At 65.0% G+C, this 12,520-nt stretch carries 11 protein-coding genes; 5 read left to right on the forward strand and 6 right to left on the reverse strand.

What is annotated here, in order from left to right:
- Positions 1–578 (forward strand): PepSY domain-containing protein (locus tag Q4G50_RS05720; RefSeq protein ID WP_368660624.1); only part of this gene is annotated, 578 nt, incomplete at its 5' end.
- Between the two features lie 78 nt (positions 579–656).
- Here the strand turns inward: Q4G50_RS05720 and Q4G50_RS05725 are convergent.
- Together Q4G50_RS05725 and Q4G50_RS05730 are read right to left on the reverse strand one after the other, a co-directional pair.
- The gene (locus Q4G50_RS05725; protein WP_303376690.1) at positions 657–1,181 is read right to left on the reverse strand and encodes a carboxymuconolactone decarboxylase family protein; all 525 of its coding nucleotides are present in this window, start codon (positions 1,179–1,181) and stop codon (positions 657–659) included.
- Positions 1,181–1,777, reverse strand: a complete 597-nt coding sequence (locus Q4G50_RS05730; RefSeq protein WP_303376691.1) for a peroxiredoxin — start codon at positions 1,775–1,777, stop codon at positions 1,181–1,183. Before Q4G50_RS05730 ends, Q4G50_RS05725 begins: the two co-directional genes overlap by 1 nt.
- A gap of 150 nt (positions 1,778–1,927) precedes the next feature.
- On the opposite strand from Q4G50_RS05730, the gene Q4G50_RS05735 reads away from it, so the two are divergent.
- Positions 1,928–2,863, forward strand: a complete 936-nt coding sequence (locus Q4G50_RS05735) for a hydrogen peroxide-inducible genes activator (RefSeq protein WP_303376692.1) — start codon at positions 1,928–1,930, stop codon at positions 2,861–2,863.
- Here Q4G50_RS05735 and Q4G50_RS05740 read toward each other — a convergent pair.
- Positions 2,829–3,770: a hypothetical protein gene (locus Q4G50_RS05740; RefSeq protein ID WP_303376693.1), complete on the reverse strand. Its 942-nt coding sequence runs from the start codon at positions 3,768–3,770 to the stop codon at positions 2,829–2,831. The genes Q4G50_RS05735 and Q4G50_RS05740 overlap by 35 nt on opposite strands.
- 51 nt (positions 3,771–3,821) lie before the next feature.
- Here Q4G50_RS05740 and hrpA point away from each other — a divergent pair, with 51 nt between their 5' ends.
- Positions 3,822–7,709 (forward strand): ATP-dependent RNA helicase HrpA, encoded by a 3,888-nt coding sequence (gene hrpA / locus Q4G50_RS05745; RefSeq protein ID WP_303376694.1) that lies wholly within the window; start codon positions 3,822–3,824, stop codon positions 7,707–7,709.
- 3 nt (positions 7,710–7,712) lie between these two features.
- Here the strand turns inward: hrpA and nrdR are convergent, their stop codons facing one another.
- Together nrdR and Q4G50_RS05755 are read right to left on the reverse strand one after the other, a co-directional pair.
- On the reverse strand, positions 7,713–8,186 hold the full coding sequence (nrdR, locus tag Q4G50_RS05750; protein WP_303376695.1) for a transcriptional regulator NrdR: 474 nt from the start codon (positions 8,184–8,186) through the stop codon (positions 7,713–7,715).
- Between the two features lie 92 nt (positions 8,187–8,278).
- On the reverse strand, positions 8,279–8,647 hold the full coding sequence (locus Q4G50_RS05755; RefSeq protein ID WP_303376696.1) for a hypothetical protein: 369 nt from the start codon (positions 8,645–8,647) through the stop codon (positions 8,279–8,281).
- Positions 8,648–8,912: 265 nt separating this feature from the next.
- Between Q4G50_RS05755 and lexA the strand changes: the two genes are divergently transcribed.
- Both lexA and Q4G50_RS05765 read left to right on the forward strand, forming a co-directional pair.
- A complete protein-coding gene (lexA, locus tag Q4G50_RS05760) occupies positions 8,913–9,602 on the forward strand; it encodes a transcriptional repressor LexA (RefSeq protein WP_303376697.1) in 690 nt (229 codons plus the stop codon).
- A gap of 258 nt (positions 9,603–9,860) precedes the next feature.
- Positions 9,861–10,685, forward strand: a complete 825-nt coding sequence (locus Q4G50_RS05765) for a DeoR/GlpR family DNA-binding transcription regulator (RefSeq protein ID WP_303376698.1) — start codon at positions 9,861–9,863, stop codon at positions 10,683–10,685.
- A gap of 53 nt (positions 10,686–10,738) precedes the next feature.
- On the opposite strand, the gene ptsP is transcribed toward Q4G50_RS05765, so the two are convergent.
- Positions 10,739–12,433 carry a phosphoenolpyruvate--protein phosphotransferase gene (gene ptsP, locus Q4G50_RS05770; protein ID WP_303376699.1) on the reverse strand — a complete coding sequence of 565 codons (1,695 nt, stop codon included), beginning with the start codon at positions 12,431–12,433 and terminating at the stop codon, positions 10,739–10,741.
- Positions 12,434–12,520: the final 87 nt, after the last annotated feature.

Genomic DNA, 12,520 nt, shown 5'->3' on the forward strand with positions numbered 1-12,520 from the left:
TCACCAAGGAGAACACCATGAAGAACCGCGCCGCGCTGGCCCTCACCGGGATCGCCGCCCTCGCTCTCACGGGCTGTACCGATTCCGAGAACACCACTACCACGGTCACCGAGACCACCACCGCGCAGGCCACCGCACAGGCCGCCACCCAGACTCCGGCTGAGACCACCCAGGCTCAGGATCCCGCCCCGGCCACCGGCGAGGACCCGGTCTTCGCCGCCATTGATGCAGTGCTCGCCGCGCACGCAGGCGGCATCATCACCGACATCGATCGCGAGGATGGCCGGGTGGCTTACGACATCGACGTCGTGGTCGGCGACCAGGTCATCGAGCTGGAGGTCGACGCAGACGGCACCGTCCGCGAGGAGGAGCGGGAGAGCGACCCCGAGGATGTCGCCGAGGCCCACGCCGCCACCGTCACCGCCGCCGAGGCCATCCGCCAGGCACTCGAGCAGATCCCGGACGGAGTGCTCGACGAGGCTGAGCTCGATGAGGAAGACGGCGTACTCCGCTGGGAGATTGAACTCGATGACGCCAACGGCATTGACCTCGCCGAGCTCAACATCCCCGCCACCTGATCCTGTCCCCCGCAACGACGCAAGCCCCGCACCAGACGGCGCGGGGCTTGGACGTGGGGGGCGTCGATAAGCAAAAGCCTAGCGAGCTGCCTCAATCTGAACAGTCTGAGCAACAGCCTCGACGACTGCGGCGACCTTGACGGCCTCCCAGATCTGCTCCTTGGTCAGACCCTCCTCACGGACGGTGTTCGCGTGGGCGACAACGCAGTTCTCACAACCGTTGATGGTGGAGACGGCGAGGGACCACAGCTCGAAGTCGACCTTCTCCACACCGGGCTTGCCGATGATGTTCATGCGCAGACCCATCTTGACCTGGGAGTAATCATCACCCAGGAAGTGGCGGGCACGGTAGGCCACGTTGTTCATGGCCATGACGGTCGCGGAACCGAGAGCAGCCTCGAAAGCCTCATCGCTGAGGTGCTCCTTGGCCTCCTCGGCAATCTCGGAGAAGACGGTGTCGTTGCGGGTGGCGGCAGCGGAGGCAACGAGGGTGCCCCACAGCTGCTGCTCGGAAAGCTCGGTGGAACGGGTCAGGGAACCCAGGTTGAGCTTCTGGTCCTTGGCGTACTCGGGCAGCGCGCCACGCAGGTTATCGATCGACATTACTTAAGCGACTCCTGAACGACGTCCATCTTGTTGATGTTCTTGGTGGGGTCGTTGGCCTGCCAGTTGCAAGCGCAGACCTCTTCGGACTGCAGGGCGTCGAGGACGCGCAGGACCTCGTCGACGTTGCGGCCGACGGCGTCCGGGGTGACGGAGACGAACTGGATGATGCCGTCCGGGTCGATGATGAAGGTGGCGCGGTCAGCGACGCCGTCCTTGTTCTCGACGCCGAGGGCGCGGATCAGCTCGTGCTTGATGTCGGAGAACATCGGGAACGGAACGTCCTTCAGCTCTTCGTTGGTGGCACGCCAGTTGAAGTGGGAGAACTCGTTGTCGACGGAACCGCCGAGGATCTGGGTGTCGCGGTCCTGGAACTCCTCGTCGAGCTTGCCGAAAGCGGCGATCTCGGTCGGGCAGACGAAGGTGAAGTCCTTCGGGTAGAAGAAGACGACCTTCCACTTGCCCGGGTAGGTGTCCAGGGAGACGGTCTCGAAGTAATCGTCCGGCTGCTGGGCGTTTGCCTCAGACAGGTTGCCGCCCTTGAGGGCGAGCAGCTCGAACTCGGGGAACTTCTCTCCAACGGTCATGATTGCCATGCGAATATCTCCTCAGAAAAAGTGGGGGATGTGACGGCCGTCACGGAAAGGTCTTACTATTGCACCTTTCCGAAGCCACCAACCATTATGCCCCCAAATCCCCGCGGCGTCAATAGCCAATTGCAATCCACATATTGTAGAGTGATAGGCATGAACAATAAGGAGTACCGCCCCACACTCTCCCAGCTGCGGACATTCGTCACCATCGCCGAGAACAAGCACTTCGGCACCGCCGCCACCAAGCTCGGCATCTCCCAGCCCTCGCTCTCCCAGGCACTCGTCGCCCTCGAGCAGGGGCTGGACATCCAGCTCATCGAGCGCTCCACCCGCCGCGTCATCGTCACCCCCGCCGGCGAGGAACTCCTCCCCTACGCCAAGGCCACACTAGACGCCGCCGACTCCTTCCTCGCCCACTCCCGCGGCACGCACGGCACCCTCATCGGCCCGCTGACCATCGGCATCATCCCGACGATCGCGCCGTACCTCCTGCCGACCCTGCTCACCACGCTCAACGAGCAGTTTCCGGAGCTGGAACCCCGCATCGTCGAAGACCAGACCCGCCACCTGCTCCAGATGCTCCGCGACGGCCAGATCGACCTCGCCGTGATGGCGCTTCCTTCTGAGAGCACCGGTGTCGCTGAACGCCCCCTCTATACGGAAGACTTCGCCGTCGTCGTCCCCGCCGATCACCCCCTGGCCGGCCGGGAGGATCTCGGCCTCTCCGACCTCGATGCCCTTGACCTTCTGCTTCTCGACGACGGCCACTGCCTCCACGACCAGATCGTCGACCTGTGCCGCCAGGCCGATCTCAACCCCACCGAGGCGACGAATTCCGTCACCCGCGCCTCCTCACTGACGACGATCATGCAGCTCGTTGCCGCGGGCCTCGGCGCCACCCTCGTGCCCGTCTCCGCGCTGCGCACCGAGTGCCACCGCCCGGGCCTGGCCATCGCCACCTTTGCCGCGGACGTCACCGCTCAGCGCGAGATCGGGCTGGTGGCCCGCAATTCCAGTTCCCGCTCCGAGGACTTTGAGATCCTCGGGGAACTGCTCACCGCGGCATTCCAGGCGGCACTGGAGGACTAGCTGGCAGCTGGCCCTGCGCCGCCTGCCGGTACATGTGCCCCTGCGCCAGCGTCAAGGCCGGGACAATGATGATCGCCGCCAGCCCGAATGTGACCAGCGTGAGGATGAACGTGGCGATAGCTGCGACGAAGGTGAACAGCAGCAGCGGCAGGTAGTTGCGGGCGCCGGCGCGGAAACCAGCCCCGAAGGCGCCTGCGAAACCGGTGCGGCGGTCAGCCGCGAACCAGGGCATAAACGTTGTCAGCGGCACGACGAGCAGGGTGATCAGCAGGACCACACCGAGCACGGCAAACAGCTTGCCTAGCTCTGCGAGCATCTCATCCTGCGAGGCCATCTGTTCCATCGCGATCTCATTGCTGGTGGCCATGATCGGTGTCGACACCAGCGTCAAGGCAACGCCGGAGAGGACCTGCAGAACCAGCACCACTCCGAGGGTCGGCCAGAAGTTGACGTTATTCCCGAAATCGCCGTATCCGATCTTGTCGTTGTCGATCTCGCGCAGCACACCGTTGTAGATAAACACACCGACGACGACGCCGATCACACCCATCAGCAGCTGAATGACCATGTCGCCCGAGCTCATCGGGGCGCTCGGGTCAGCGCTCCCGCCGCCGATGAACTGCAGGCCAGCGGAGGTGACGAAGATCAGCACCATCAGTGCCAAGGCACCTAAGATCCACACCGGCCAGTTGCGGAACGTCGCCCGGAACGCCCAGCCCACAGCCTCCATGGGGCGGACCTTGCCGTCGCCGACAGGCTGCTGCGGCTCACCGTAGTGCGGCTCACCGTACGACGATTGTCCGGCGTACTGCGGGTAGCCCTGGTAGGGCTGCTGACCGTAGCCGGGGGCATCTTCCGGGTGCGGGGTGGAGGGATAGGGTTCATAGGGGTCGTTCGGGGTGCTCATGTGCACCACAGTAGGCCACGCCCTTGGAGACGGTAGGATTTACGCTCAGCCATGACTACCCGTGAAGATCTTTACGCCCGCCTCTCCGAGGTCTCGCTCGCCGACGAACGCGCCTTCCGCCGCCGCCTCCACAAAGCACGCGCCCCGCAGGCTCTTGCTGCGATTGCCGCCGACGTGGAGCGCGCCGTCGAGAAGCAAATGCTTATCGACGCCGCCGTCCCCGACATCACCTACCCCGAATCCCTGCCTGTCTCCGCGCGGCGTGAGGATATCGCGGAGGCGATCGAGAACAACCAGGTCGTCATCATCGCCGGTGAAACCGGTTCCGGTAAGACGACGCAGATCCCGAAGATCTGCCTCGACCTCGGTCGGGGCCGCCGTGGGCTCATCGGGCACACACAGCCGCGTCGCCTGGCGGCCCGCACCGTCGCCGAGCGTATCGCCGAGGAGTTGGGCCAGGACATCGGGGAGACCGTCGGCTACGCCATTCGTTTCGACGACCGCGTCTCCCCCACCTCCGCCGTCAAGCTCATGACCGACGGCATCCTGCTCGCCGAGATGCAGCGCGACCGCTTCCTCAACGCCTACGACACCCTCATCATCGATGAGGCCCACGAGCGTTCCCTCAACATCGACTTCATCCTCGGCTACCTGCGCCGCCTGCTGCCGAAGCGCCCGGACCTCAAGGTGATTATCACCTCCGCGACGATTGATCCGGAGTCCTTCGCCTCCCATTTCGCGGATACAAACGGTGAGCCCGCGCCGATCATCGAGGTCTCCGGGCGTACCTTCCCCGTGGAGATCCGCTACCGACCGATGGAGTTCGAACGCGAGGGCAAGGTCATCGACCAGGATCCGCTCGACTCCCTCTGCGAGGCGTGCGAGGAGCTCATGCTCGAGGGCCCCGGCGATATCCTGTGTTTCTTCCCCGGTGAGCGCGACATCCGCGATGCCATGGAGGCGATCGAGGGCCGCAAGTGGAAGGGCGTGGAGGTCACCCCGCTGTTCGGCCGCCTGTCCAACCAGGAGCAGCACCGCGTGTTCCAGCCCCACTCCGGCAGGCGCATCGTGTTGTCCACCAACATCGCCGAGACCTCGCTGACCGTGCCCGGCATCCGCTACGTCGTGGACACCGGTACCGCCCGTATCTCCCGGTATTCCACCCGCAACAAGGTCCAGCGCCTGCCCATCGAACCGATCTCCCAGGCTTCTGCCAACCAGCGTTCGGGGCGCTGTGGACGTGTCGCCGACGGCATCGCCATCCGCCTGTACTCGCAGGAGGATTTCGAATCCCGGCCCGAGTTCACCGACCCCGAGATCCTGCGCACCAACCTGGCCAGCGTCATCCTGCAGATGGCGCTCATGCGCCTGGGTGATATCGCCGAGTTCCCCTTCGTCCAGGCGCCGGAAAACCGCGCCATCCGCGACGGCCTCCTCCTGCTCCATGAGCTCGGGGCGCTGACCGACGAGGAACGCGACGGCCAGCCGGTGCTCACCCCCACCGGCCGCGACATCGCCCGCATTCCCGTCGACCCCCGCATGGCCCGCATGCTGGTGGAGGCCAACCGTCTCGGGGAACTCGACGCCGTCATCGTCATCGTCGCCGCCATGACCATCCAGGACGTGCGCGAACGCCCCCTCGAGCAGCAGGCCCAAGCTGACCAGAAGCACGCCCGGTTCAAGGACACCACAAGTGATTTCCTCAGCTCGCTGAAGCTGTGGGACTACATCAACCAGTCCCGCGATGACCTCTCCGGCAATGCTTTTCGACGCCGCATGAAGTCCGAGTTCCTCCATTACATGCGGATTCGCGAGTGGTACGACCTGGTTCGTCAGCTCCGGGAGGTCACCCGCCAGCTCGGGTGGTCCTCGCGCCACGACGTCGCCGGCGACCGCAACGCCGATGCCATCCACCAGTCGCTGCTCTCGGGTCTGCTCTCTCACATCGGTGCCCGCGACGGCAACACCCGTGAATTCAAGGGGGCCCGCGGCACCCGCTTCATGGTCTTTCCAGGTTCCTCCCTGGCGAAGAAGCCCCCGGAGTTCCTCATGGCCGCCGAACTGGTGGAGACCTCCCGGCTGTGGGCGCGCGACGTCGCCAAGATTGAACCCGCCTGGGTGGAGAAACTCGCCGGACCGCTGTTGAAACACCAGCATTCCGAGCCCTCCTGGTCCCGGAAGCGGGCCTCCGGCATCGCCCACCAGAAGTCGACCCTCTACGGCGTGACCATCATCGCCGACCGCATCGTCCCCTACCACCGGGTCGACGCGGAGGCCGCCCGCGACATGTTCATCCGGCATGCCCTCATCGAAGGGGATTGGACGACGCATCACACCTTCTTCCACTCCAACGTGGAGAAACTGGAGACCGCCGCCGAGATCGAAGAGAAGGCCCGCCGCCGCGGGCTGGTCATCGACGAGGAATCACTTTTCGACTTCTACGACGCCCGCCTGCCCGCGAATATCACCACCGGCCGCCACTTCGATTCCTGGTGGAAGAAGGAACGGCAGACCAACCCGGACCTGCTCGACTTCGACCCGGCAACGCTTCTCGACGAGGACGCCGACGCCATCACCGAGGAAGCCTTCCCCGACCGCTGGCGCAAGGGCAGCATAGTCTACGACCTGGCCTATCGTTTCGAGCCCGGCCACCCGCAGGACGGCGTGACCATCCTCGTGCCCGTTCCGCTTTTGGCGGGCATCGACCGCGAGGGATTCGACTGGCTCGTCCCCGGCCTGCGCGAGGAACTACTCACCGAGCTCATCCGCACCCTGCCGAAAGACAAACGCCGCGCGGTGGTGCCCGCGCCGGATGTCGCCCGCCGCGCGCTGAGCCGCCTCATCCCTTATGAGGGATCCCTGGTGGAGCAGTTCACACAGGTGCTGCATTCCATGGGCGGGCGCCACATCATGGCGGAAGACTTCCGTCCTGCCGCGCTGCCGCCTCATCTGAAGATGACCTACGGCGCCGTGGATAAACGCGGCAAAGTCATTGACGCCGACAAGGACCTCGGCGCACTCATCAAGCGCCAAGCCGGTTCGATCACCTCCTCAGTGAGTAAGGTCTCACGCTCCTCGGAGTTAAAGGCCGTGCCGAAGTGGACGGCTGATTCACTGGGCACCGTCGCTGAGGAAGTGAGCACCGTCGTCGACGGCCATGAGGTGACCGCTTACCCGGCGCTCGTGGCCACCAAGGACGGCGTGGAGATCCGCGTCCACCCGACCAAGGCCGCGGCCGACGCCTCCATGCTTACCGCTACCCTCACCCTGCTGCTGCGGGAGATCTCCGTCAATGCCGGGCAAATGACCAAGGGCCTGCCATTGCAGCAGCGCGTCGCCGTGGATCACTATCCACACGGTGGGGCCGCTGGCCTGGTGGAGGACGCCCGCGTCGCCGCCACCCGCGACCTCATGCTCGTCCACGGCGGGCCGGTGCGTGACCCGGAAGAGTTCGAGGTACTGCGCAAGAAGGTCTCCCCGGAGGTACCCGGCATGGTGCGCCGCACCGTGGTATCACTCGCTCCGGCGCTCATCGAATACCAGTCTGTGGCCGAGGAGCTCAACGCCTGGAGCGGCGACGCGATCGACGATATGAAGGCGCAGCTGGGTTTCCTCCTGCCACGCAACGCCGTCACGGTACACGGGACAGGACAGCTCCGGCACCTGCCGCGTTATCTGCAGGCCATGCGCATCCGATTGGAAGAGATGGCGCAGGACCCCGATAAGGATGCCGACCGCCAGGACGAGGTCGAGGAGGCCCAGTCCTATCTGCAGTTGCGTCTGGCGAAACTGCCGGCGGGCCGGGAGAAAACCCGCGAGGTCAAGGACATCCGCTGGATGATTGAGGAACTGCGCGTCAGTCTCTTCGCGCAGCGGTTGGGCACGGCGCGACCGATCTCCCTACGCCGGATCCAGAAGGCAGTGGACAAGCTGCGCTGACCTTTAGCCTTCGAGGACGGCTTGCTCCTCCCGGGCACGGCGTCGCATGAGACGGATTTCCGACTCGAAGTCCTCAGCGGATTCGAAAGACTTGTACACGGAGGCGAAGCGCAGGTACGCCACCTCATCGAGCGCGCGCAGCGGCTCCAGGATCGCCAGGCCGATGTCGTTTGCGTTGACCTGGGAGCTGCCGTGCGAGCGTACGGCTTCCTCCACTTCCTGTGCCAAGCGCTTGAGGGCGTCGTCCGAGACATCCCGCCCCTGGCACGCACGGCGCACACCGAGGACCACCTTGTCTCGGCTGAAGGGCTCGGTGACTCCATTACGCTTGATCACCAGCAGGATGGCCTTTTCGATCGTGGTGAATCGACCCTCGCATTTCGTGCACTCCCGGCGCCGCCGGATGGAGGCCCCGGAATCGATGATGCGCGAATCAATCACCCGCGAGTGATCATGATGGCAAAACGGGCAGTACACGTGAGCCGTCAACGCCTTTCTGGGATCGACCAACAAAACTACTGGCCGATCCTACCCCCGCACCCCAGTACTCTCCCCTCCCCCGGTTAGGACTAGCGGGCATCTCTCACATCGACGGGCGAGGTTGCGATCTGCTCTGGCGTCACAGCCTGCTCGCCGTTATCGCCCAGCGCGGAGGCACCGATAAGGGCAGCGCCGAACAATGCTCCGATGAGGTAGGTGCGCCAGGTATCGCGGCGCTTGCGTGCCCGGTCCTCCCACGTGGCGGCCGATCGTGGGGGCAGCACGCCGATATCTCGGTGCTGCGTTCGATCTGAGGGCCGCAGGGTTCGAACACCACGCTCGGCGGCCGAACCTTCCCGGAAGCCGGAGGGCTCCCAGACTGCCGGGGCACTAACACGCGGACGAGCCTGCTCCTCCATGTGGCGACCTGCATGGGAGTGGTTAAGGTGGATGGTCATGGTGCTGTCCTTTCGTTGACTGATGTGAGAGTATCGAATGCATCCGACACGCTCGAACATCAATACCGTTCACTTGTTCGAAGTAGATGCTATGTTCGATTTATAGCACCGCTTCGAAAGTTTGTCCAGCCGTGAGTCGTTTCGCTCGAACATCCGTACCAGTTCGTGGTAGACATGTATCAGGTGAATGGCACACTGAGGGCAAACCATTCGAACACCGCACAAGAACTCCTCGACAACCGCACGAGAACCTAGGAGCGAGACAATGACCAACCCCACCGGGAAGCCTGACCTGGCGACCCTGTCCGACCGCCAGCGACGAATCCTGGAAGTCATCCGTGACGCCGTTGTGTTGCGGGGCTACCCGCCGAGCATCCGTGAGATCGGTGACGCCGCTGGGCTTCAGTCGACCTCCTCGGTCGCCTACCAGCTCAAGCAGCTGGAGAAGAAGGGCTTCCTGCGCCGCGACCCCAATAAGCCCCGCGCTGTCGACGTGCGCACATTGCCGTCCACCGACACCGCCAAGAAGCCGGGCCGCAAGGCCGCTCCGAAGCAGGTGGAGACCCCGGAGGATGCCAGCCCCGCCAACTTCATCCCGGTGCTGGGCCGCATCGCCGCTGGCTCTCCGATCCTCGCTGAACAAGAAGTCGAGGAGTACTACCCGATGCCGGCGCATCTGGTTGGCGATGGTGAGCTGTTTATGCTGCAGATCGACGGGGAGTCCATGAAGGATGCCGGCATCCTGCACGGCGACTGGGTTGTTGTTCGCTCCCAGCCGGTGGCTGAACAGGGAGAGTTTGTCGCCGCCCTCATCGACGGGGAGGCAACCGCGAAGGAGTTCCACAAGGATTCCTCCGGCGTGTGGCTTCTGCCCCACAACGAGGACTTCGCGCCGATCCCCGGCGAGAAGGCGGAGATCATGGGCAAGATCGTCTCGGTGTTCCGCAAGCTTTAAGCCCCGCCCCCAGCCACCCCCGCCACTTCGGACATCCCCGTTCGGCGATCTAGACACCTTCCCACCTGAACGGGCATGTCACAGGGGCATCGGACGTCGGGCGCGCTTCCTTTTCCGGCGAATTGCTCTCCCCCGTTCGTGCTGTACAACGGGTAGATACGCCTCCTAACCCCGCGATGTTTGCAACAATGGCGGAAACGGGCAAACACGTGTCCGGTTTCCATCGTGTTGGGTGTCGGACACCAGTAGGAGTGCAGCATGTACGCAGAGGAGCGGCGTCGCCAGATCGCCTCCCTCACCGCCGTCGAGGGCCGGGTCAACGTCACTGAGTTGGCCCAGCGCTTTGACGTGACCGCCGAGACCATTCGCCGAGACCTCGCGGTCCTCGACCGTGAAGGTGTGGTGCACCGCGTCCACGGCGGCGCAGTCGCCAGCCAGACGTTCCAGACCACCGAGTTCTCCCTCGATGCCCGTTTCCGTTCTGCACCCTCCGCCAAGTCCGCTATCGCCCGTGCCGCGCTGCGTTTCCTCCCCGAACCCCACGGCGGGCTGTTCCTCGACTCCGGCTCAACCATCGGCACGCTCGCTGACCTTATCGCTGAGCAGCCGAACGCGAACCAGTGGTCAATCGTGACCAACAGTCTGCCGATCTCTCTCAACCTCGCCACCCGCGGCCTGCCGGAGGTGCAGCTGCTCGGCGGCTCTGTGCGTGCGATCACGCAGGCTGTCGTCGGTGATACCGCACTGCGCACCCTGGCACTGATGCGTGCCGACGTCGCCTTCATCGGCACCAACGCCCTGACCCTGGATCATGGTCTGTCCACCGCTGATGCACAGGAGGCGGCCATCAAATCCGCCATGGTGACTAACGCACACAACGTCGTCGTCCTGTGCGACTCCACGAAACTCGGCACCGACTACCTCGTCAGCTTCGCAGGCATCGACGACATCGACGTGGTCATCACCGATCCCGCAGCCCCCAATTCTTTTGTCTCTGCTCTGCGCGAGCGGGTGTTCGTGGAAACCAGCGCCGCGTATCACACCCAAAAAAACCCGCCCGGGGGCGGGCTTTTGAGACCATGACAAAGCGCGGGGGTGTCCGCAGCGGCGCACTCCCCGGCGCTCGTTTATCCAGGTCAGCCGAGAATCATCTCGGCGGCGATCTCCCGGGCCCGCGTCGCGCCGGAGGCGTCGAGTACCGCTTCCGCAACCTCCTGGCACTGCGCCAGGTCGAGGTCAGCCAACTGCGCGCCGACACCTGCTACGGCGGTGGATGCGGCGGACAGGGAGGTAACCCCCAGTCCGGTGAGCACGCACGCCAGCTTCGGGTCGGCAGCAGCCTCGCCGCACACTCCGACGGGGGTCTGGGTGAGCTCGCCGACGCGGCAGGTTTCCTTCACCAGGCGCAGCACGGCCGGCTGCCACGGGTCGGTGAGGTAGGCCAGGGACGGCGAGAGCCGGTCAGCGGCCATCGTGTACTGGGTGAGGTCATTCGTGCCGATGGACACGAAGTCCAGGTGCGGCATGATCCGGTCGGCCATGATCGCGGCCGCCGGGACCTCGATCATGGCGCCGGGCACCAGACCGCGCTCGCGGCAGAGTTCGGCGAACCACTTCGCCTCGCGCTCGCGGGCGACCATGGGGGCCATGACCCACGTGGGGGCGTCCTCGCCGCGGCCTTCGGCGGCCAGGGCGATAGCGTCGAGCTGGCGGACCATGATTCCTTCGTTGCCCCAGGCGATGCGCAGGCCACGGACGCCGAGAGCCGGGTTGTCCTCGTGCTCCATGTTGGCGTAGGCGATGGGCTTGTCGGATCCGGCGTCGAGGGTGCGGATAACCACCTTGGAGTTGGGGAAGGCATCGAAGACCTTCTTGTACACCGCGGCCTGCTCCTCCACGCTGGGTTCCTGGGAGGTGGACAGAAAGCTCATCTCGGTGCGGTAGAGGCCGATACCTTCGGCTTGGGTGTCAGCCGCAACGCGGGCGGCCTGGCCGTCGGCGACGTTGGCCAGCAGCTGCACGCGGTGTCCGTCCTTGGTCTGCGCGGGGCCCTTCCACTGGGCGACGATGGCGGCGCGCTCGCGGGAGGAGGCGACGGCGGCCCGGGAGGTCTCTTCGTCGGCGTCGAGGGTGATGGTGCCGCTGGCGCCGTCGATAAGCACGGGCTCGCCTGCGGGGATCTCGTTGATGGCCTTGCCCGCGGCGACGATGCAGGGGACGTTGAGCTGGCGGGCGATGATGGCGGTGTGGCTGGTGGGGCCGCCGAGTTCGGTGACCAGCGCCACGACGAGCTCAGGGTTGAGCGTGGCGGTGTCCGCCGGGGAAAGGTCATCGGCGAACAGGACCTTCTCGGAGGTGATGTTCGGCAGGCCGGGCTCCTCCTCGCCGCGCAGTTCGGCGATGACGCGGTCGCGGATGTCCTTGAGGTCGGTGGTGCGCTCGGCCATGAGACCGCCGGCGGCCTCAAACATCTCGACGAATTTCTGGGTGGCGGCGACGGTGGCGTAGTCGGCGGGGTGCCCGGATGCGATGTTCTTCTTGGCGGCCTTGCGCCAGCCGCGGTCTTTGACCATGCCGGCGGTGGCTTTGAGAACTTCGGCGGCGGCGCCGTCGACGGTGCCGGCGCGTTCTTCCAGGCGCTGCGCGACATTGTCGGCCGCGACGGTGAAGCGTTCGAACTCGGCGTCACGAGCGTCTTCGGCGACGGTGCCGCCGGATTCGGGCAGTTCAGGGCGCGCGTGGACCCAGATTGCGGGGGCGTAGGCGATACCGGCGACGACACCGGTTCCCTTGATGGACGTGGATACAGTGTCGACAGTGTCAGAGGCCATGGTGGTGTTGTCCCGTCTCACAGAGCATTTGATGGTGTGACTTCCAGAACACCACAAAACTCAACGGTTAGCAACGACCCAGACACA

The sequence above is a fragment of the Corynebacterium sp. genome, assembly GCF_030538285.1.
GTDB lineage: Bacteria > Actinomycetota > Actinomycetes > Mycobacteriales > Mycobacteriaceae > Corynebacterium.

What these genes read in the sequence shown, in the direction of transcription:
- ptsP (WP_303376699.1), bottom strand. Translation starts at nt 12,433, where the DNA reads ATGGCCTCTGACACTGTCGACACTGTATCCACGTCCATCAAGGGAACC.
- Q4G50_RS05735 (WP_303376692.1), top strand. Translation starts at nt 1,928, where the DNA reads ATGAACAATAAGGAGTACCGCCCCACACTCTCCCAGCTGCGGACATTC.
- Q4G50_RS05730 (WP_303376691.1), bottom strand. Translation starts at nt 1,777, where the DNA reads ATGGCAATCATGACCGTTGGAGAGAAGTTCCCCGAGTTCGAGCTGCTC.
- Q4G50_RS05725 (WP_303376690.1), bottom strand. Translation starts at nt 1,181, where the DNA reads ATGTCGATCGATAACCTGCGTGGCGCGCTGCCCGAGTACGCCAAGGAC.
- hrpA (WP_303376694.1), top strand. Translation starts at nt 3,822, where the DNA reads ATGACTACCCGTGAAGATCTTTACGCCCGCCTCTCCGAGGTCTCGCTC.
- Q4G50_RS05765 (WP_303376698.1), top strand. Translation starts at nt 9,861, where the DNA reads ATGTACGCAGAGGAGCGGCGTCGCCAGATCGCCTCCCTCACCGCCGTC.
- Q4G50_RS05755 (WP_303376696.1), bottom strand. Translation starts at nt 8,647, where the DNA reads ATGACCATCCACCTTAACCACTCCCATGCAGGTCGCCACATGGAGGAG.
- lexA (WP_303376697.1), top strand. Translation starts at nt 8,913, where the DNA reads ATGACCAACCCCACCGGGAAGCCTGACCTGGCGACCCTGTCCGACCGC.
- Q4G50_RS05740 (WP_303376693.1), bottom strand. Translation starts at nt 3,770, where the DNA reads ATGAGCACCCCGAACGACCCCTATGAACCCTATCCCTCCACCCCGCAC.